The sequence below is a fragment of the Mobilicoccus pelagius NBRC 104925 genome, from assembly GCF_000247995.1.
GTDB lineage: Bacteria > Actinomycetota > Actinomycetes > Actinomycetales > Dermatophilaceae > Mobilicoccus > Mobilicoccus pelagius.
Window position 1 is genome coordinate 174,287 of the sequence record NZ_BAFE01000089.1, and the last position, 19,310, is coordinate 193,596.

The 19,310-nt window shown below is 73.6% G+C and carries 18 protein-coding genes and 1 riboswitch; of the genes, 1 reads left to right on the plus strand and 17 read right to left on the minus strand.

Going from position 1 to position 19,310, the window contains the following annotated elements:
- Positions 1–27: 27 nt before the first annotated feature.
- The 10 genes from ribB to MOPEL_RS13355 all read right to left on the minus strand — a co-directional run bounded on the left by ribB (position 28) and on the right by MOPEL_RS13355 (position 12,159).
- Positions 28–1,365 (minus strand): 3,4-dihydroxy-2-butanone-4-phosphate synthase, encoded by a 1,338-nt coding sequence (gene ribB / locus MOPEL_RS13305; protein WP_009483394.1) that lies wholly within the window; start codon positions 1,363–1,365, stop codon positions 28–30.
- The gene (locus MOPEL_RS13310) at positions 1,362–2,072 is read right to left on the minus strand and encodes a nicotinamide mononucleotide transporter family protein (protein ID WP_009483395.1); all 711 of its coding nucleotides are present in this window, start codon (positions 2,070–2,072) and stop codon (positions 1,362–1,364) included. Before MOPEL_RS13310 ends, ribB begins: the two co-directional genes overlap by 4 nt.
- Entirely contained in the window at positions 2,069–2,686 is a 618-nt protein-coding gene (locus tag MOPEL_RS13315; protein ID WP_009483396.1) for a riboflavin synthase, read from the minus strand. Before MOPEL_RS13315 ends, MOPEL_RS13310 begins: the two co-directional genes overlap by 4 nt.
- Before the next feature lies 1 nt (position 2,687).
- On the minus strand, positions 2,688–3,722 hold the full coding sequence (ribD, locus tag MOPEL_RS13320; protein WP_009483397.1) for a bifunctional diaminohydroxyphosphoribosylaminopyrimidine deaminase/5-amino-6-(5-phosphoribosylamino)uracil reductase RibD: 1,035 nt from the start codon (positions 3,720–3,722) through the stop codon (positions 2,688–2,690).
- A 106-nt stretch (positions 3,723–3,828) separates the two neighbouring features.
- Positions 3,829–3,973: riboswitch (FMN riboswitch) on the minus strand.
- Positions 3,974–4,083: 110 nt separating this feature from the next.
- Positions 4,084–4,743, minus strand: coding sequence for a ribulose-phosphate 3-epimerase (gene rpe / locus MOPEL_RS13325; protein ID WP_009483398.1), 660 nt, complete (start codon positions 4,741–4,743; stop codon positions 4,084–4,086).
- Between the two features lie 158 nt (positions 4,744–4,901).
- Positions 4,902–6,464: a GAF domain-containing protein gene (locus MOPEL_RS18790; RefSeq protein WP_009483399.1), complete on the minus strand. Its 1,563-nt coding sequence runs from the start codon at positions 6,462–6,464 to the stop codon at positions 4,902–4,904.
- 158 nt (positions 6,465–6,622) lie between these two features.
- Positions 6,623–8,395, minus strand: coding sequence for an RsmB/NOP family class I SAM-dependent RNA methyltransferase (locus MOPEL_RS13335; protein ID WP_083841861.1), 1,773 nt, complete (start codon positions 8,393–8,395; stop codon positions 6,623–6,625).
- Complete coding sequence (gene fmt, locus MOPEL_RS13345) at positions 8,388–9,359, minus strand: methionyl-tRNA formyltransferase (protein WP_009483402.1); 972 nt, start codon at positions 9,357–9,359, stop codon at positions 8,388–8,390. The genes MOPEL_RS13335 and fmt overlap by 8 nt, the downstream gene beginning before the upstream one ends.
- Positions 9,359–9,904: a peptide deformylase gene (gene def / locus MOPEL_RS13350; protein WP_009483403.1), complete on the minus strand. Its 546-nt coding sequence runs from the start codon at positions 9,902–9,904 to the stop codon at positions 9,359–9,361. Before def ends, fmt begins: the two co-directional genes overlap by 1 nt.
- 161 nt (positions 9,905–10,065) lie before the next feature.
- Positions 10,066–12,159, minus strand: coding sequence for a primosomal protein N' (locus MOPEL_RS13355; RefSeq protein ID WP_051992322.1), 2,094 nt, complete (start codon positions 12,157–12,159; stop codon positions 10,066–10,068).
- A 137-nt stretch (positions 12,160–12,296) separates the two neighbouring features.
- On the opposite strand from MOPEL_RS13355, the gene MOPEL_RS13360 reads away from it, so the two are divergent.
- Positions 12,297–13,535, plus strand: coding sequence for a glucose-1-phosphate adenylyltransferase family protein (locus MOPEL_RS13360; protein ID WP_040634545.1), 1,239 nt, complete (start codon positions 12,297–12,299; stop codon positions 13,533–13,535).
- Between the two features lie 73 nt (positions 13,536–13,608).
- Here the strand turns inward: MOPEL_RS13360 and metK are convergent, their stop codons facing one another.
- The 7 genes from metK to pyrF all read right to left on the minus strand — a co-directional run bounded on the left by metK (position 13,609) and on the right by pyrF (position 19,071).
- Positions 13,609–14,826, minus strand: coding sequence for a methionine adenosyltransferase (metK, locus tag MOPEL_RS13365; RefSeq protein WP_009483406.1), 1,218 nt, complete (start codon positions 14,824–14,826; stop codon positions 13,609–13,611).
- A gap of 78 nt (positions 14,827–14,904) precedes the next feature.
- Entirely contained in the window at positions 14,905–16,302 is a 1,398-nt protein-coding gene (locus tag MOPEL_RS13370) for a bifunctional phosphopantothenoylcysteine decarboxylase/phosphopantothenate synthase (protein WP_009483407.1), read from the minus strand.
- 10 nt (positions 16,303–16,312) lie between these two features.
- Entirely contained in the window at positions 16,313–16,582 is a 270-nt protein-coding gene (rpoZ, locus tag MOPEL_RS13375; RefSeq protein WP_009483408.1) for a DNA-directed RNA polymerase subunit omega, read from the minus strand.
- Positions 16,583–16,637: 55 nt separating this feature from the next.
- Complete coding sequence (gene gmk, locus MOPEL_RS13380) at positions 16,638–17,303, minus strand: guanylate kinase (RefSeq protein WP_009483409.1); 666 nt, start codon at positions 17,301–17,303, stop codon at positions 16,638–16,640.
- Positions 17,300–17,617: an integration host factor, actinobacterial type gene (gene mihF / locus MOPEL_RS13385; RefSeq protein ID WP_009483410.1), complete on the minus strand. Its 318-nt coding sequence runs from the start codon at positions 17,615–17,617 to the stop codon at positions 17,300–17,302. The genes gmk and mihF overlap by 4 nt, the downstream gene beginning before the upstream one ends.
- A gap of 129 nt (positions 17,618–17,746) precedes the next feature.
- Positions 17,747–18,118 carry a chorismate mutase gene (locus MOPEL_RS13390; protein WP_040634713.1) on the minus strand — a complete coding sequence of 124 codons (372 nt, stop codon included), beginning with the start codon at positions 18,116–18,118 and terminating at the stop codon, positions 17,747–17,749.
- 89 nt (positions 18,119–18,207) lie between these two features.
- Positions 18,208–19,071, minus strand: a complete 864-nt coding sequence (gene pyrF / locus MOPEL_RS13395; protein ID WP_009483412.1) for an orotidine-5'-phosphate decarboxylase — start codon at positions 19,069–19,071, stop codon at positions 18,208–18,210.
- Positions 19,072–19,310: the final 239 nt, after the last annotated feature.

Sequence of the window (19,310 nt, forward strand, 5' to 3'; positions counted from 1 at the left end):
GCCGGGCGGGCCGGCGAGGGGTGGGTGTCAGTCCTCGCCGGGGACGTGGAGGTCGGTCTCGGCGAAGGTGTGGCGCATGCGTTCGGCCTTCGTGCGGAGGTAGCGCACGTTGTCGGCGTTGACGTCGGCGTGGAGGGGGCGGGTGCCGACGTCGCCGAACCCGGCGGCGAGCAGTCCCTCGCGCTTCGCGGGGTTGTTCGTGAGGAGGTCGACGGACTCGACGCCGAGGTCGGCGAGGATCGCGGCGGCGGCGCCGTACTCGCGGGCGTCGACGGGCAGGCCGAGTCGGGTCTGGGCCTCGACGGTGTCGGCGCCCTCGTCCTGGAGCTCGTACGCGGCGAGCTTGGCGAGGAGGCCCACGCCGCGGCCCTCGTGACCACGGAGGTAGACGAGGAGGCCACCCTCGTCGGCGACGATGCGGCGCGCGGCCCGGAACTGGGGGCCGCAGTCGCATCGGCGGGAGCCGAAGGCGTCACCGGTGAGGCACTCCGAGTGGACCCGGGCGAGGACCCGTCCCTGCGGCGAGGTGTCGTCGCGAGGGGTCGTGACACCCTCCGGCGCCGACGCGAGATCGCCGTGCAGGCCACGTGGGGAGACGAGGGCGACGTGCTCGGCCCCGGTGAGGAGGTCGCGGTACCCGATGAGCGTGAAGAGGCCGTCGTCGGTGGGGAGCCGCGTCGCCGCGGTACGGAGCACCCGGTCGTGCCGCGACCGGTAGGCCGCGAGCTGCTCGATCGTCACGACGGGCAGGCCGGTCTCGGCACCGAGGGCGAGGACGGCGGGGGCGCGCATCATCGTGCCGTCGTGGTGGACGAGCTCGGCGATCGCGCCGACCGGCTCGAGGCCGGCGAGGCGGCAGAGGTCGACGGTGGCCTCGGTGTGGCCGCGGCGTTCGAGGACACCGCCCGGTCGCGCCCGCAGCGGCACCATGTGGCCGGGACGCACGAGGTCGCCCGCGTCGATCGACGGGTCGGCGAGGAGCCGCACCGTGTGGGCGCGGTCGGCGGCGCTGATGCCCGTCGTCACACCGTCGCGGGCGTCGCACGTCACCGTGTAGGCGGTGCGGCGGGTGTCCTCGTTGCGCGCCACCATCGGCGGCAGGTCGAGGTGGTCGGCCCACTCGTCCGGCATCGGGGCGCACACGTAGCCCGAGCCGTGGCGGATCATCCACGCCATCCACTCGTCGGTGAGGGTCTGACCGGCGGCGACGACGTCGCCCTCGTTCTCCCGGTCCTCGTCGTCGAGGACGAGGACGGGGCGTCCCTGCCGCATCGCCTCGAGGGCGTCCTCGATGCGGGCGAACCGGCGCGCATCCACGTGCTCGTCCGTCCCGGTCGTCACGGGCGTTCCGCTCTGCGTCGTCATGCCACAGCTCCCTTGCCATCGATGCCTGTCCGCGGGGTCTCGACGACCGCCGCGCGCCTCCAGACCACGAATCCGGAGACGACGAGTGCCCCGTAGACGGCGTAGAGGACCGCCGAGGGGTAGTAGTGCGAGACCCAGAGGAGCGGGACGCCGACGAGGTCGACGGCGATCCACGCGAGCCAGAAGTCGGTCCACCCGCGGGCCATGGCGTAGGTGGCGACGATCGAGCCGACGAAGATCCAGGCGTCGGCCCAGTAGTACCAGCGCGGGGCGGGCCAGCCGGCGCCGACCGCGGCGAACACGGCCTGGGCGAGGACGATGCCGAGCGCGGCGAGGACGAGAAGGACGCCGCGCTCGCGGGGCGTGGCCCAGCGGGGCGTGATCGCAGGGGCGTCGGCTGAGCGACCGCGGCGCACGTGGTTCCACCGCCACCAGCCGTAGACGCTCGTGATGACGAAGAACACCTGTCGCGCGGCCTGGCCGAAGAGGGGGTGACGTCCGTCGGGCATCGCGAACGCGGCGCCGGCGAATACCGTGAAGAGGATGACGTTTCCGACGATCCCGATCGGCCACGCCCACACCCGGCGCTTGAGTCCGCCGAGGGCGGAGGCGAACCCGAAGAGGTTGCCGACGATCTCGCGCCAGTACAACGGGTAGCCGGCGACGTCGACCTGCGCGTCGAAGAGACGGAGGAGCTGCTCGGTCACGGGCGTGCCTCACCGTGCGGGGCGGTCGCCTGACCGGCGAGACGTTCGACGTACTTCGCGACGACGTCGACCTCGAGGTTGACGGTCGCGCCGGGGGCGAGCCCGCCGAGGATCGTCTTCTCGAGTGTCGTCGGGATGAGGCTCACCGTGAACGTCTCGGGCGTGAGGGCGGCGACGGTGAGGGACACCCCGTCGATCGTCGTCGACCCCTTCTCGACGACGTAACGGGCGAGCTCGGCGGGCAGGTCGAACTCGAGGACCTCCCACGCCTCCCCCGGCGTGCGCGAGCGCAACTGGGTCGTGCCGTCGACGTGGCCCTGGACGATGTGACCGCCGAACCGCCCGTCGGCCGGCATCGCCCGTTCGAGATTGACCGTCGAGCCCGCCTGCAGCGCACCGAGACTACTGCGGTCGAGCGTCTCGGCCATGACGTCGACGGAGAAGCTCCGCTCGTCGTGCTCGACGACGGTGAGACAGACGCCGTTGACGGCGATCGAGGCGCCGCGCGTCGCGTCGGAGACGACGAGCGGGCCCTCGATGCGGAGGACCGCGGACTCCGCCCCCTGTTCGACGCCGACGACGCGGCCGAGTTCTTCGACGATTCCGGTGAACATGTCAGGACCTTTCGAGGGTGGCGGTGAGGCGGACGTCGTCGCCGACGAGCCGCACGTCGGTGACGCGCAACCGCGCGGCGTCGCCGATCGTCGTGATGCCGAGGTCGGCGAGGCACGGGGTGCCGGCGCCGAGGAGGGCGGGGGCGAGGTACGCGACGACCTCGTCGACGAACCCCTCCCGGAGGAACGCGGCGGCGAGGTGACCGCCGCCTTCGAGGAGGACGTGGCGGACGCCGCGCTCCGTCAGCGCGGCGAGCGCGACGGCGGGGTCCCGGGTGGGGAGGAGAAGCGTCGTGGCGGCGCCGTCGCGGAGGCGGGCGTCGGCGGGCAGCGCGGTGCTCCGCTCCCCCATGACGACCCGGAGCGGCTGTCGCGCCGCGTCCTCCCCGTCGGCGTCGCGGACGGTGAGGGCGGGGTCGTCGGCGATCGCCGTCCCGGTGCCGACGAGGACGGCGCCGACACGGGCGCGGATCTCGTGGACGTCGCGGCGCGCCGCGGGGCCGGTGATCCAGCGGCTCGTGCCGTCGACGGCGGCGATGCGGCCGTCGAGGGTCGAGGCGACCTTCCACGTGACGAACGGGCGGCCGGTGCGGACGGCGTGGAGCCATTCGCGGTTGAGGGCCTCGGCCGCCTCGACGAGGACGCCGTGGGCGACGTCGACGCCCGCGGCGCGCAGGCGGGCGAGGCCGCCGCCGGCGACGGGGTGGGGGTCGGTGCCCGCGACGACGACCCGGGCGATCCCGGCGGCGAGGAGCGCCTGGGAGCAGGCCGGGGTGCGGCCTTCGTGGTCGCAGGGTTCGAGGGTGACGTAACAGGTGCCGCCGCGGGCGGCATCCCCGGCGGCGCGGAGGGCCTCGGCCTCGGCGTGGGGGGTGCCGGCGCCGTGGTGCCAACCTTCGCCGACGACCGTGCCGTCGGCGTCGAGGATCACGGCTCCGACGCGGGGGTTGGGGTCACCGAGCGGTCCGCGGGCGGCGAGGTCGAGCGCACGACGTAGATACGTCTCGTCGGTGTCGCGGGTGGTCGCGATGCCCATCGGTGCCTCCTCGCCGGCTCGTCCGGGCGAGGGGAGGCTCGGCGGAGGACCGCACGCGGCGACGCGGACGCCACCGGCGTCCGACGTACCGCGGGCACGGGCCCGCCACGTGCGCCTCCCATCCGGACTTTCACCGTCGGTCCTGGAATTCCACCAGGTCAACCGGCCTCCTGATCCCGGGAGGGACCTGAAGGGCGCGGGTCGCGGACTGTCACCGCCGGCTCGGAATTACACCGACCCCGGAGCACGTGCCGCTCAGTATGCCACCGCCCGCACCCGGCGCGGCGGGCCGGTCGTGTCACGCGCGAAACACCGGCCGAGCGGGGGTGGGCACGGGGGCCTCCGTGTGGTGGCCGCGACGTCAGGGGTGGGTGTGCCCCGTGACGAGTTCGCGGAGACGGGCGATGTTGCTCGCGGCACCCTCGGCGTTGAAGACCGCGGAACCGGCGACGAAGACGTCGGCGCCCGCGTCGGCGCACTGCTCGATCGTCGAGGCCGAGACGCCGCCGTCGACCTGGATCCACACCTCACCGCCGTGGCGACGCACGGACTGCCGCACCGCCGCCACCTTGGGCATCATGTCGGCCATGAACGTCTGACCGCCGAACCCGGGCTCGACCGTCATGACGAGCACCATGTCGAGCTCGGGCAGGAGCTCCTCGTACGGTTCCCACGGAGTGCCCGGCTTGAGCGCCATGCTCGCCCGTGCACCCTGCGCGCGGATCTCCCGCGCGAGCGTCTTCGGGTCGTGGGCGGCCTCGACGTGGAACGTCACCGACTTCGCGCCCGCCCCCGCGTACGGCGGGGCCCACCGGTCGGGGTCCTCGATCATGAGGTGGCAGTCGATCGGCACCGGACTCACCCGCAGGAGCGACTCGACGACGGGCAGCCCGAGCGTGAGGTTGGGCACGAAGTGGTTGTCCATGACGTCGACGTGCGCCCAGTCCGCCTGGGCGATCGCCTCCAACTCGTCCTGGAGGTTGGCGAAGTCGGCCGAGAGGATGCTGGGTGAGATCTGCACTCCCCGAATCTACCGGGCCCAAGGGATGTCCCCGGCCGGTCCTCCCCGGTCCTCACCACGGCCCCGACCGACCCGCGGACGGGCCCTCGGCGACGCGGACCCCACGACGGGACCCGGGCCACCCCGGCCCCCGGCCTCCCGGGGTGACCAGGACCGGTTCAGGAGGCGCCGAGGACGTTGCGAGTCACGGCGTTCTGCTCGGTGAGCACCCCGGAGATGATGTTCTGCGCGTCGTTGATGCGCGCGACCGTCTCGGCCACCTGGTGCAGCGCCGAGGCGGCGCTGCTCGCGTCCGCCTGGATCGCCGAGACACGCCCGTCGACCTCCTCGGTCGCGTTCGCCGTCTCGCGGGCGAGATCCTTGACCTCGTTGGCGACGACGGCGAACCCCTTGCCGGCGTCCCCGGCGCGGGCGGCCTCGATCGTCGCGTTGAGGGCGAGGAGGTTCGTCTGCTCGGCGATGATCGTGATCGTCTTGACGACGGCGCCTATCTCCGCGCTGCTCGTGTTGAGGCGGCCGACGATGGCGGTCGTGTCCTCGGTGAGGCGCTGCGCCTCGTTCGCGACGGTCGTCGCCTCGAGGACGTTCCGCTCCACCTCGGTGATCGAACTCATCAGTTCCTCACCGGCGTGACGCGTCTGGGCCGTCGCCCGGTGCCGGTCGATCGCGCTCGACTGCATGACCGCCGTGTTCCGTAGGGCGTTCTTGCGGTCCCTCGACAGGATGATCGTGCGGGTGGTGAAGAAGTCGAGGGTGCCGACGACCTGGCCCTCGACGACGATCGGCATCGAGACGCCCGACTTCACGCCCACGCGCTGCGCCGCAGGGGCACGCACACAGTCCCTGACGAGGCCGATGTCGGGCTCGAAGACGAGGTCACGCGTCGACCAGGTGCGGCCTGCGAGACCGACCCCCTCGGCGAACGTCGCGACGCGGGTGATCTCACGGAACTCCTCACCGGCGCTGCCGGATTCGCGGGCGTTCTTGAGGACCCGCTCGTCCTCGTCGACGACCCAGTAGGAGCCGTACTCCCACCCGAACTCGGCCCGCACCGTGTCGAGGGCCTGCTGGACGGCCTCCTCCTCGGTGCGGGCCTCGTTCACGCGGCGGACGACCTCGTTGATCGCCGCCATGTCCTTGTCGGTCTCGAGCCGGCGGTCGGCCTGCGCGACGCGGTCGAGCGCCTGCGAGACCAGCTTGCCCACCGCGGACAGCACCGTGAGGCGCACGGGTCCGGGCGTGTGGGCGGGGTCGGCCATGAAGTCCATCGTGCCGACGACGGCACCGTCCTGATGGAGCGGCATCGCGACGGCGGAGAGCACCCCGCTCTGGGAGGCGACGGGTGCACGCACGCAGTCGGTGACCGTGGAGAGGTCCTCGGCGAAGACGAGACGTCCCTCGGCCCACGCCCGCCCGGCGAGTCCGACCCCGCGCGGGAAGGACGCCTCGAAGGTGACGCGACGGAACTCCGGACCCACCTGCCCCGACTCCGAACGGAACGTGAGGACGTCCGCACCCGGCGCGATCCACCACACCGAGGCGTACTGCATGTGGAAGGAGTCGCGGACGACGTCCATCGCCGCCTGGAGCACCTCGTCCGTCGTCGTCGCCCGGGAGGTGCGGTCGACGACCGTCTCCAGTGCCCGGACGTAGTGGACCAGCTCGTCGTCCGTCGCGTCGCCGGCTGCCGTCCCCACGTCTCGGGAGCGCAGAAGTCTCATGGTGTCTCCGCCCCGTCGTACGGGCCCCGCACGTCGATGCACGCCTCGTCGGCGCCGGCGGGCCCCGGCCCTCCCTCCCTATCGGCAGATCGGGCCACCGGCTGGCCGCCACGCGCCGGGCAGGGCGGGTGGGATGAGGAACGACTAGCCTGCGGCGGTCACCGATCTCGGGCGAGGAGCGCGAGGAACATCGCGTCGGTGCCGTGCCGGTGCGGCCAGAGCTGGACCGTGCGGGCCGCGAGGTCGCCGGCGTCGATGCGGGGTCGCAGATCGGGCAGGGGCGTCACCGCGGCGGCGTCGAGGTAGGCCGGCGCGTCGAGGAGGCGTACGTCGTCCCGGGTTGCGAGGACCCGACGCAGCACCTGGAGGGTCTCCGCGTCGTGCGGGCTGCACGTCGCGTACGCGAGCACCCCGCCGGGACGGAGCGCGCCGAGCGCCGAGACGAGAAGTTCCTCCTGGAGCGCGGTGAGGTCGGCGACGTCGGCGGGGACGCGGCGCCACCGGGCGTCCGGTCGGCGACGCAACGCGCCGAGACCCGTGCACGGCGCGTCGAGGAGGACGAGGTCGAACGAATCCGGTTCCTCGGCGCCGACACCGCGGCCGTCGCCGACGCCGACGAACACCTCCGCGCCGGCGTCCATCGCCGCACCGAGGGTGGACTCGACGAGCTCGGCCCGGTGCTCGCTCACCTCGTTGCAGAACAGCTGGGCACCCCGCGGGATCGACAGCGCTGCGAGGAGCGCCGCCTTGCCACCGGGACCCGCCGCGAGGTCGAGCCACCGCGGCCCGTCGGGCGACGCGGCGGGATCGTCCACGCGCCCGGCGGTGAGGTCGTCGTAGGCCCGCACGAGGGCGTGGACGAGGAGCTGCGAACCCTCGTCCTGCACCGCGGCGCGGCCTTCGCGGACGGCCCGGAACCGGCCGGGGTCTCCCCCGCGGTCGAGGACGACGGCGGTCGGCGCGTACGGGCCGGGTCGGCCACCGGCCTCGAGGAGCTCCTCGGGGTCGACGAGTCCGGGCCGGGCGACGAGGGCGACGTCGGCCGGGTGGTTGTCGGCACGCAGCACGGCGAGCAGGTCGGCGTCGACGGTGTCGGGAGTGCTCGTGCCGTGCGCGAGGAGCGCCGTGCGGAGCGCCCGGACGATCCACGCGGGGTGGCTGTGGGCGACGGCGACGTCCTCGAGGTCGAGGCGTTCCGACCCGGCATCGTCCGCGGGGAGGTCGGCGTGCGGGGCGAGGAGGTCACGCCACCGCTCGGCGGAGCGCTCGCTCACCCGGCGTAGGACGGCGTTCGTGAACGAGGCGGGCCCGGCACCGATCTCGGACCGCACGAGGCCGACGGTGGCGTCGACGGCGGCGTGGGCGGGCACGCGCATGCCGAGGAGCTGGTGCGCACCGAGGCGGAGCGCGTCGAGGACGGGCGCGTCGATCTTCTCGACGTCGCGCCCCGCGCCCCGCGCGATCACCGCGTCGTAGAACCCGCGCATCCGCGTGACGCCGTAGACGAGTTCGGTGGCGAACGCCGCGTCGCGGGCGCCGAGGCGGGCGTCGCGGAGACGACCGGGCAGATCGAGGTTGGCGTAGGCGCCGTCGGAGATCGCCCGGAGCGACGCGAAGGCGACGCGACGGGCCGGGTCGGCCTGACGTCGCCGCTCGGAGGGACGCTGGGCGCTGCGCCGGGCGGGGTCGCTGTATCGGGCCTGCCCGCCGTGACTCACCCGTCCCGTGCCCTGCGCCGAGGAGTCGTCGCGGCGGTCGTCACGGCGGTCGTCACGGCGGTCGTCACGGCGGTCGTCACGGCGGTCGTCACGGCGGTCGTGACTGCGGTCGTCGTGGGGGCGTTCTGCGGACCGGTCGTCGCGGCGGCCACGGCCGCCGGGAGCTCCGTCACCGCCGGTGCGCGGTCGGCGTCGGTCGTCGTGCTCACTCATCGTCGAAGGTCTCCCCGTCGGTCCTCGCGCCACGCGCCCAGTCGGCGGCGGCCATCGGCTTCTTGCCCTGTGGTTGCACCCGGAGGAGCTCGAGGAGCCCCTCCCCCGTCCCGACGACGACGTGCGTGCGGCCGGCCCGGATCTGCGCGGGCCCCGTCGGCGCCTCGTCGGTGGGCGGTGTCGCGGCGAACGCCTCGGTGGAGGCGTCCTCCGCGGGGACGACCCGCGTCTCGAGGACCTTGACCGGTGCGCCGTGCCACGTCGTCCACGCGCCCGGGGCCGGGGTGCAACCGCGGACGAGGTCGTGGATCCGCGTCGCCGGGAGCGACCAGTCGATGCGGGCGTCGGCGCGCTCGAGCTTGGGCGCGTGCGTCGGCGTGCCCTCCTGCGGGGTGAGGGTGGCGGCGCCGTCCTCGAGCGCGTCGAGGGCGCGGAGGAGGAGCGGCGCGCCGACGACGGCGAGGCGGTCGAGGAGGTCGCCCGCGGACTCCTCCGGGTCGACGTCGACGACGAGGGAGTCGACGATCGGGCCGGTGTCGAGGCCCTCCTCGAGGACGAACGCGCAGGCGCCGGTGCGGGTGTCGCCCGCGATGAGTGCCTGCTGCACCGGAGCCGCACCCCGCCAGCGGGGCAGGAGGGAGAAGTGGAGGTTGATCCAGCCGTGGTGGGGGACGTCGAGGGCCTCCCGCGGCACGAGGTGGCCGTAGGCGACGACGGGCACCACATCGGGGGCGAGCTCGGCGAGGCGGGCGAGGAACTCGGGGTCGCGCGCGTTCGGCGGCGTGAGGACCTCGACACCCGCCTCCTGCGCGGCGACGGAGACGGGACTCGGCCGCAGCGTGCGTCCACGTCCGGCGCGGGCGTCGGGGCGCGTGACGACGGCGACGACCTCGTGGTGGGAGTCGAGCAGTGCCCGCAGCGAGGGCACGGCCACCTCTGGGGTTCCGGCGAAGACGACGCGCATCAGCGACTCCCTCCACCCGCACGGGAGTCGTGCGGGCTCTCCTTGACGACGACCTCGCCGGCCCACTCGGCGGAGCGGATGACCTTGAGCGCGCGGCGGCGCTCGACGGTGTCGAGACGGTCGATGAACAGGACCCCGTCGAGGTGGTCCGTCTCGTGCTGGAAGCACTGCGCGAGCAGCGCGGTCCCCTCGATGCGGATCGGTTCGCCGTGCTGGTCGAACCCGCGTGCGACGGCGCGGGGCGCCCGCTTGGGCAGGGCGACGAGATCGGGGATCGAGAGGCACCCCTCGTCGGTCTCCTCCGGCTCGCCGTCGAGGGTGAGGAGGGGGTTGACGACGTGGCCCAGCACCCCGTCGACGTAGTACGTGAAGACGCGGAGACCGACGCCGATCTGCGGTGCGGCGAGCCCCACGCCCGGCGCATCGAGCATCGTCGCCTCGAGGTCGGAGACGAGCGTCCGCAGCTCCCTGTCGAAGTCGGTGACCTCCCGTGCAGGGGTGCGCAGGACCGGGTCACCGATGCGGCGGATGTCGAGGACTGTCATGGGTGTCTCCGCAGGGTCGGGATGGGGCGGGTGGACCGATGGACGCCGACCCGATGGCACCGCGCACGACCGTGGCCCGGTTGCGTGTGGGCGGATGGGGTGCCGGCGGGGGCGAGGTGACGCACTCACCGGACGTGGCTCGTCAGTCTATCCACGCGGGTTCATGTGACGTCGGCGACGCCGATCCTCACGGAGGCGGCGTCGCGGTCCTTGCGGGCGCTGCGGGTGCGTCGCACGGCGCCGAGGGCGGCGGTGGCCGTGGCGGCGTCGGCGAGCGGCGCGCGGAGGAGGAGGTGGGCGTCCTCGTCACCGACGGGGATCGGACCGAGCCGTTCGAGTGGGACGTCCGCCGCACGGGTCGCCGCGACCATGTCGTCGCCGAACCCACGCACCGCGGACAGGGCGCCGGTGACCCGGGCCATCCACACCGTGGGCGGGAGGGAGAGCTCCGCTCGCTCGGCGAGCTCCCGCCCCGCGAACCACTCGGGCGCCCACCGGACGAGGGCCTCGACGACGGGCAGCGGCGTGTGGAGCGGGGCCCCCGCGAGGACGACGACGCCCCCGGCCGCGGCGTCACGGGTGAGGGCCGCGGCCGTGAGCCACCGGCGCAGCGCCTCCTCTCCCGCGTCGAGGGCCGGACGGTCGAGGCTCGCCCACGCGTCGAGGAGGAGCGTGGCGGCGTACCCGCCGTCGGCGGGCGGCTCGGCGCCGGGCGTCGCGATGACGAGCGCCGGTGTGCCCTCGACCCGTTCGAGTACCTCGGGCGAGCCGGACGTGCGCACCGGTACGCCGGGGAACGCACGGCCGAGCTCTTCGGCGGTGCGGCGCGCGCCGACGACGCTGCTGCGAAGCCGGTGGGAGCCGCACTCGGGGCACGTGTAGTCGGTAGGGGTACGCCCGCACCAGCGGCATGCGGGCGGTGCGCCGGGCCCCGGCAGCGCGAGGGGTCCGTGGCAGTGCGGGCACCGCGCGGGCGCCCGGCACCCCTGGCACGAGAGCGAGGGGAGGTATCCGCGACGGGGCACCTGGACGAGGACGGGACCCCGCTGCAACGCGGCGTGGGCCGCGCGCCACGCCGCGGAGGGCAGGTGGGCGCGGGCGCCTGGCCCGTCGCGTTCCTCGTCGTGGCCCTCGCCGACGACGTGGACCCGCGCGAGCGCCCGACGTTCGGGCACGTCGGCGACGACCTCTCGCACGACGCCCTCGGCGACCCACTGCTCGATCGCGACGGAGCGGGCGAGCCCGCCGACGAGGAGGGCGGCCCCGGTGTGGGAGGCGCGCAGGCGCAGGACGTCGCGCATGTGGGCGTACGGGGCGCGGGGTTCGGCGTGGAGGTCGTCACCGTCGTCCCACCACCCGACGAGGCCGAGATCGTGTACCGGCGCGTAGGCGGCGGCTCGCGTCCCGACGACGCACTGCACATGACCGCGGAGGATCGACAGCCAGGCGGTGTACCGGGCCTGCGGCCCCTGGTCGGCGGTGAGCCGGACGTGTCGCCCCGGCCCGAGCGCGGTGACGAGCGCGGCCTCGACCCGGGCGACGTCGCGATGGTCGGGCACGACGAGGACGACGCCCCGCCCGGAGGCGAGCGTGGCCGCCGCGGCCGAGGCGAACGCCGCCGGCCAGTCGAGCGTGGGGTCCACGGTGGGCAGTGCCGACCACGCCGCCCACGGCCCCTCACCCGCACGCACGCGGCGGAGGAAGCTCGGCCCGGCGGGGTATCTCGCCCACGGCTCCTCGTCAGGCGCGGGGAGTTCCTCCGCGGGCGGGGTCGGTGGTCGCGCGGTGAGGGCCTTCTCCGCCCGGACGTGACGCGGCGGCACCGCGAGCCGGAGGACGTCGGCGAGCGACCCGGCGTGCGCGTCGGCGACGGCGCGGGCGAGCCCCGCGATCTCGGGAGTGAGGACGGCCTCGGGACTCACCACCCGCCGCAGCGGCGCGAGCGTGCCGACGTGATCGGCCTTCGCGCGCCGTTCGAGGACGAACCCGTCGACCTCCCGCCCGGAGAATCGCACCTTGACCCGCGCGCCCGGCACGGCGCCGGCGTCCATCTCGGCGGGGACGCGGTACTCGAACCCGCGGTCGAGGTGCGGCAGCGGCACCTGGACGGCGACGAGCGCGACGGGCAGCTCCGGTTCGGCGGTGGGTTCGGCGGGCCCGCGAGAGGTCGTCGAGGTCGGCGCGGTGGCGGACTCGGGAGCAGGTGTCGGGGCAGGCACGACCACGAGAGTGGGGTCCTCCTGCGCCGACGTCATGCTCCGTTTCTACCTGTTCCCACCGACAACCCCGCATCGACCCACCCACGCGGAACCCCGGCCCGCCCTCCGCCGTTCACCGGTCGTCGTCGCCGCGTGCCCTGAGCGCGGCGCCCCCAGAAGTGGAGACACCTGCCATGAGACCCCCACGCGTGCTCGCCATGATCCTCGCCGGCGGCCAAGGATCCCGGATGGACGTCCTCACCCGCGAACGCCCCAAGCCCGTCCTCCCCTTCGGCGGCACCCACCGCCTCATCGACATCCCCCTGTCGAACCTCCGTCACAGCCGCATCGACGAGGTCCTCATGTGCGTGCAGTACCACGCCGTCGACCTCGAACGGGCCGTCGGCGGGGGACGCCCGTGGGACCTCGACCGCACGCGCGGCGGGCTCCTCGTCGTCGGCCCCGAGGAGGGCCGCGGCGCCGAACGCAGCGGCTTCTCCACCGGCAACGCCGACCTGCTGCGTCGCTACCGCCACGAGATCCGCCGCTCCGATCCGGACGTCGTCCTCGTCCTCTCGGCCGACCACGTCTACAGCGCCGACTACCACGACCTCCTCACGACGCACGTCGAGACGGGCGCCGACTGCACGCTCCTCACGTACGACCTGTCGAAGAAGGAGGCGGTCAACCACGCCGTCGTCCAGCTCGAGGACGGCGGGCACGAGGCCGGGGCCCGCGTGTCGTCGGTCGACTACAAGCCGTCGTCGCCGGAGACGTCGATCGTCTCCACCGAGGTCATCGCCTACGACCCCGAGGTGCTCATGGACGCGCTCGGCACGCTCCACGCCGCCGACGACGACGCCGAGGGAGGCGACACGGGCCTCGGCGACTTCGGCGACAAGCTCCTCCCCCACCTCGTCGAGCACGGCACCGTCGTCGTCCACCCCCACGAGGGCTACTGGCGCGACGCGGGCCGCCCCGACTCCTACCTGCGGGCGCACCGCGACCTCCTCGACGGGCGCGTCGACCTCTTCTCCCACCCGAAGCGGCCGCTGCTCGGCGCGACGACGAATCGCCCGGGCGCCCAGGTGCGCGCCGGCGCCGAGATCGTCGACAGCATGATCTCCCCCGGCTGCGACGTCGCGGGCAGGGTCGTGCGCAGCGTCCTCGGCCCCGGCGTCGTCGTCGAGCCCGGCGCGGAGATCGTCGACAGCGTCGTCTTCGAGGACGTCGTCGTCCGCCGGGACGCGTTCGTCGGCACCGCGATCGTCGACCACCGCGTCGAGTTCGCCGCCGGGTCGCGCCTCGGCGTCGAGACCGGCACCCGACTCCCCGTCGACGAGGACATCTCGCTCGTCGGCCGCGAGAGCGCGGTCGGCCGAGGCGTCGAGGTCTCCCGCGGCGTACGCCTCGAACCGGGCACCCGCGCCTGACCGGCCCCTTCCCGGCGGAACGCACGAACCCCCGATCCCTGTGCCGGGATCGGGGGGTTCGTGAACGCGGGAGTCAGCCCTTGATCGCGCGCTGAAGCTCCTCGACGCGGTTGGTGTGCTCCCACGTGAAGGGGTTCGTCGCACCGTCGGCGGTGCGACGACCGAAGTGGCCGTACGCCGCGGTGGGCTGGTAGATCGGACGCAGCAGGTCGAGCTGGTCGACGATCGCGGCCGGACGCAGGTCGAACACGTCCGTGATCGCCTTCTGGATCTTCTCGAGCGGGTGCGCCTCGGTGCCGAAGCACTCGACATAGAGACCGACGGGCTGCGCCTTGCCGATCGCGTAGGCCGTCTGCACCTCGCAGCGCTTGGCGAGACCGGCGGCGACGACGTTCTTCGCGACCCAGCGGGTGGCGTACGCGGCGGAACGGTCGACCTTCGACGGGTCCTTGCCGGAGAACGCGCCACCACCGTGACGGGCCATGCCGCCGTAGGTGTCGACGATGATCTTGCGGCCCGTGAGGCCCGCGTCGCCCATCGGGCCACCGGTGACGAACTTGCCCGTCGGGTTGACGAGGAGACGGTAGTCGGAGACGTCGAGGTCGACACCCGAGTCGGCGAGCTCGGCGAGGACCGGCTTGACGACGAGCTTCTCGACGTCGGGCTGGAGGAGCGCCTCCAGGGAGACGTCCTCGGCGTGCTGGCTGGAGAGGACGACGGTATCGAGCCCCACGGCCTTGTCGCCGTCGTAGGCGATGGTGACCTGAGTCTTGCCGTCGGGACGCAGGTAGGCCATCTGGCCCGACTTGCGCACGGCGGTGAGCCGCTCGGCGAGGCGGTGCGCGAGGAAGATCGGCAGCGGCATGAACTCGGGCGTCTCGTCGGAGGCGTACCCGAACATGAGGCCCTGGTCGCCGGCACCCTGCTTGTCGAGCGGGTCGACGCCACCGGTGCGGTTCTCATAGGCGGTGTCGACGCCCTGCGCGATGTCGCGGCTCTGCTCACCGATGGAGATCTCGACGCCACAGGTGCGACCGTCGAACCCCTTGATCGAGCTGTCGTACCCGATGCCGATGATCGTCTTGCGCACCAGGCTGGGGATGTCGACGTACCCGGTGGTCGCGACCTCGCCGGCGACGTGGACGAGGCCGGTGGTGACCATCGTCTCGACCGCGACGCGGGCGTGCGGGTCCTGCTCGAGCATCGCGTCGAGGATCGCGTCGCTGATCTGGTCGCAGATCTTGTCGGGGTGACCCTCGGTGACGGACTCGGAGGTGAACAGTCGTGACACGGGTGGAGCTCCTCACTGGTGGTGACGACCCGGCGGCAGGGCTGAGGGTCGGGGGTCGAGTCTACAAAGGACGCCCGTTCAACCCCGCAGGGCCTCTTCCACGGCGTCCCACACGGCCGCCGAGGCGGCGGCCTTCGTCGTGGGTCCTGCGGTGAGCAGGACGCGGCCTCCGGGGGCGAGGACGTGCACGGTCGTGTCGTCCTGACCGAAGGTGACGCCGACACCGACCTCGTTGGCGACGAGGAGGTCGCTCCCCTTGCGCGCGAGCTTGGCGCGGGCGTGGTGGAGGACGTCGCCGGTCTCGTCGCCCGTCTCGGCGGCGAAGCCGACGACGAGGGGACCGGCGTCGGGGTCCCCGGTGCGCGTGCGGAGTTCGTCGCGGTGATGGACGAGCCCGGCGAGGACGTCGGGGTTGCGGACGAGGCGGACGACCGGCGCGTCGTCGGGCTCCTCCTCCCCCGGCGCGGCCTGGGTCTTCTTGATCTTCGTGCCGACGTACTCCGCGGGGCGGAAGTCGGCGACGGCGGCGGCCATGACGACGACGTCGGCCTCGGCGGCCGCGGCGGTCATCGCGTCCTGCAGCTCCCGGGCGGTCTCGACGCGGACGACGTCGGCGCCGACGGGATCCGGGAGGGAGGCCGTCGTGACGAGCGTGACGTGCGCGCCGCGGTGGAGCGCCTCGGCGGCGAGGGCATAGCCCTGCTTGCCGGAGCTGCGGTTGCCGAGGTAGCGCACGGGGTCGAGGGGTTCGCGGGTGCCACCGGCGCTCACGACGACACGGAGACCGGCGAGGGCCGAGTCGTGAGCGGGGGTCCTGGCAGGGGCGTCCGGGGAGACGGTCGAGTCCTGCCCGGCCGGGCCTGCGGCGTCGGCGCCGTCCTCGAGGATGCGCAGACAGGCGGCATGGATGACCTCGGGCTCCGGGAGGCGGCCGGGTCCGGTGTCGGCGCCGGTGAGTCGACCGGAGGCGGGCTCGACGACGTGCATGCCGCGCTCGCGGAGCGTCGCCACGTTGGCCCGGGTGGCCGGGTGCTCCCACATCTCGGTGTGCATCGCAGGGGCGAACACGACCGGGCAGCGCGCCGTGAGGAGGACGTTCGTGAGCAGGTCGTCGGCGAAACCGTGTGCGGCCCTCGCAAGGAGGTCGGCGGTGGCGGGCGCGACGACGACGAGGTCGGCATCCTTGCCGATGCGGACGTGCGGCACCTCCTCGACGCGGTCCCACACCCGGTCCGAGACCGGCTTGCCCGACAGCGCCTCCCACGTGGGGGCGCCGACGAAGTTGAGGGCCGCGGCGGTGGGCACGACGGTGACGTCGTCGCCCGACTCGCTGAACAACCGGAGGAGGAGTGCCGCCTTGTACGCGGCGATCCCGCCCCCGACCCCGAGGACGACACGGCGACGCCCCCGGGAACCGGGCCGCGACGCCGAGGACGTCAGGGCACCCGTGGGCTCCGCCGGGGGCGTCGTAGACATGGAGCGATCCTCAGGCCTCGAACGGGGTCGAGGTCAGCAGGCCGTCGTTGATCTCACGCAGGGCCACCGACAGCGGCTTCTCGTGGATCTCCGTCTCGACCAGCGGCCCTACGTACTCGAGCAGGCCCTCCTGGAGCTGGCTGTAGTACGCGTTGATCTGACGCGCGCGCTTGGCTGCGTAGATGACGAGCGCGTACTTGGAATCGGCGATGTCCAGCAGGTCGTCGATGGGCGGGTTGGTGAGGCCCTCGGGGGTCGGCGTGGCGGTCACGTGTCGCATCTCGTTTCGTCGGAATCGGTGGGGCGGGTTGGGCCGGAGCCGTCCACGGCCGCTCTCAGGGGGCGGCCGTGCCGTCTCGGCGCGAGACGCCGGGTAGGCCGTGGTGGAGCGGTGGGACCGCACCGTCCATCAATGATACGAGCTCCTCGGCGGCGCGCCGAACCTCGTCGTTGACGACGGTGACGTCGAACTCGTCCTGGGCCGCGAGTTCGATCTTCGCCGTGGCCAGTCGGCGGGCCCGTTCGTCCTCGTCCTCCGTGCCTCGGCCGACGAGGCGACGCACGAGCTCGTCCCAGCTCGGCGGGGCGAGGAAGACGAACAACGCGTCCGGCATCGACTGCCGCACCTGCCGGGCACCGGCGAGATCGATCTCGAGGAGCACGGGACGGTTCTCGTCGAGCCGTTCCTCCACGGCGCGACGCGGCGTGCCGTACCAGTTGCGTCCGTGGACGACCGCGTACTCGAGGAACTCACCGGCCTCGACCATCGATGAGAAGGTGTCCGCATCGAGGAAGTGGTAGTGCTGCCCGTCGACCTCGCCGGGTCGCGGCGGGCGGGTCGTCGCGGAGACCGAGAGCCACACCTCGGGGTGGTGCTCACGGATGTACGAACTCACCGCGCCCTTGCCGACCGCGGTGGGCCCCGCGAGGACGACGAGCCGCCGGCGGGGACGGGGGGACGGGGACGGAGTCGTGGCGTCCGTGGGGATGTCGGTGCTCACTCGGTGCCGAAACGCTCCAGGAGTGCGGTGATCTGGTTGGCGCCGAGGCCACGCACGCGACGCGTCTCGGAGATGCCGACCTCGTCCATGATCTGGCGGGCGCGCACGCGGCCGACGCCCGGCATCGACTCAAGGAGGGAGGAGACCTTCATCTTGCCGATGACGTCGTCCTTCTTGCCGTCGGCGATGACCTTCTTGAGGGGGGTCTCGCCGTTCTTGAGGGCATTCTTGATCGAGGCCCGCTGGCGACGGGCCACGGCAGCCTTCTCGAGAGCCTCGGCGCGCTGCTCGGGGGTGAGCTGGGGAAGTGCCACGTTGTCTCCTCGGCGAAAGATGAAGTGAACGATCGGCTGGCACGCCAGGTCCAGGTCAAGAGGGGGCCCGCATCCAGTCAGGGTCGAACCTAGCGGGCGGCGAGGTCCCAGTGCAACGAAGGGGCGCGATCACCTGGACGGATCCTCGCCCGGGGTGTCGCCGTCCGGGGCGTCCGCGGGGGCCGCACCCCCCTCCTCGCGGGCGATCGCCCGGTGGTGGCGGATGACCTCCTCGACGAGGAATTGAAGGAACTTCTCCGCGAAGTCGGGATCGAGCCGGGCGCCGGCCGCGAGGGACCGGAGACGGGCGATCTGCAGTGCTTCACGGGCCGGGTCGGCGGGAGGAAGACCGTGCCGGGCCTTGAGGCGCCCCACCCGCTGGGTGTTGTTGAACCGCTCGGCGAGGAGGTGGACGAGCGCGGCGTCGATGTTGTCGATGCTGCGGCGGATCTCGAGGAGTTCGGCGGGGACCTCCGCCGCCTCCCCCGACGCGCCCGGCACCTGCGTCTCCGTCGCGTCGTCCCCCTGCGGGGACGCGTCGGGAGTGTCGGGCGTGTCGTCGGACCCGGTGCCGGTCCCGGGGGCCGCGGTCACGACGCCACCATCGCGCGGACGCCGTCGGCGACGGTGCGGGCACGCTCGCGGAGCGCGGCGACGTCCGGGCCGGCGGAGAGGACGTCGCGGCTGCTCGAGGCGAGGACCGCGGGCAGGGCGGCACCGAAGACGGCGCGGAGGTCCTCGGCGGTGGCGCCCTGGGCACCGACGCCGGGGGCGAGGAGCGGCGCGTTCGCGGCGGCGAGGTCGAGACCGAGGTCGGAGACGGCCGAACCGATCGTCGCGCCGACGACCATGCCGACGCTGCCGAGGCGCCCCTCCGCGGCCGCGGCCACGTTGTCGGCGGTGACGCCGGCGACGACCGAGCCGGCGACGGATTCCTTTCCGCCCTCCCCCGCGCGGCTGGCGTGCTGGACGCTCGCACCCTCGGGATTGGAGGTGAGTGCGAGGACGAACACGCCCCGCCCCTGCTCGGCGGCGAGGTCGAGCGCGGGGCGCAGCGAGCCGTACCCGAGGTAAGGGCTCACGGTGATCGCGTCGGCCCGCAGTGGGGAGGACTCCCCGAGGTAGGCCTGCGCGTATCCGCCCATCGTCGAACCGATGTCGCCGCGCTTGACGTCGAGGATCGCGAGGGTGCCCGCCTCGCGGAGGTCGGCGAGGGTCTTCTCGAGCACGGCCACACCGGCCGAACCGAAGCGCTCGAAGAACGCCGACTGCGGCTTGACGCAGGCGACCGTGCCCGCGAAGGCCTCGACGCAGCGGGACGCGAAGGTCGCGAGCCCGTCGACGTCGTCGGCGAGTCCCCACGCCTGCAGCAGGCCCGCGTGCGGGTCGATGCCGGCGCAGAGGGGGCCGTGGGTGTCCATCGCCTCACTGAGGCGGGCGCCGAAGGGGGTCATGTCTCTCCTCGATCGTCGTGCGGGCGTCGGATGCGCGTGGATGCTGGCCGTGCGTGTGCGTGTGCCTGGGCGTGTGCGTGTGCACGGCCGGAGGACTGCGGGTGCAGGTGCGGGTATGGGGCGACCCGAGGCGGTGTGCCGTGGGGGTCGCGGTGAGGCGTCGTGCAGGGCGGCGACGCGGGACGACGGGCAGGTGGGTCTCCCGGCCGAGTCACCCGCCGCAGACGGTCCGAGCGAGG

Bases quoted from the DNA above. Each gene is read 5' to 3' on its own strand.
- ribB (WP_009483394.1), bottom strand. From the start codon at position 1,365: ATGACGACGCAGAGCGGAACGCCCGTGACGACCGGGACGGACGAGCAC.
- MOPEL_RS13315 (WP_009483396.1), bottom strand. From the start codon at position 2,686: ATGTTCACCGGAATCGTCGAAGAACTCGGCCGCGTCGTCGGCGTCGAA.
- ribD (WP_009483397.1), bottom strand. From the start codon at position 3,722: ATGGGCATCGCGACCACCCGCGACACCGACGAGACGTATCTACGTCGT.
- MOPEL_RS18790 (WP_009483399.1), bottom strand. From the start codon at position 6,464: ATGAGACTTCTGCGCTCCCGAGACGTGGGGACGGCAGCCGGCGACGCG.
- MOPEL_RS13335 (WP_083841861.1), bottom strand. From the start codon at position 8,395: ATGAGTGAGCACGACGACCGACGCCGACCGCGCACCGGCGGTGACGGA.
- fmt (WP_009483402.1), bottom strand. From the start codon at position 9,359: ATGCGCGTCGTCTTCGCCGGAACCCCAGAGGTGGCCGTGCCCTCGCTG.
- def (WP_009483403.1), bottom strand. From the start codon at position 9,904: ATGACAGTCCTCGACATCCGCCGCATCGGTGACCCGGTCCTGCGCACC.
- MOPEL_RS13355 (WP_051992322.1), bottom strand. From the start codon at position 12,159: ATGACGTCGGCGCAGGAGGACCCCACTCTCGTGGTCGTGCCTGCCCCG.
- MOPEL_RS13360 (WP_040634545.1), top strand. From the start codon at position 12,297: ATGAGACCCCCACGCGTGCTCGCCATGATCCTCGCCGGCGGCCAAGGA.
- MOPEL_RS13370 (WP_009483407.1), bottom strand. From the start codon at position 16,302: ATGTCTACGACGCCCCCGGCGGAGCCCACGGGTGCCCTGACGTCCTCG.
- rpoZ (WP_009483408.1), bottom strand. From the start codon at position 16,582: ATGCGACACGTGACCGCCACGCCGACCCCCGAGGGCCTCACCAACCCG.
- pyrF (WP_009483412.1), bottom strand. From the start codon at position 19,071: ATGACCCCCTTCGGCGCCCGCCTCAGTGAGGCGATGGACACCCACGGC.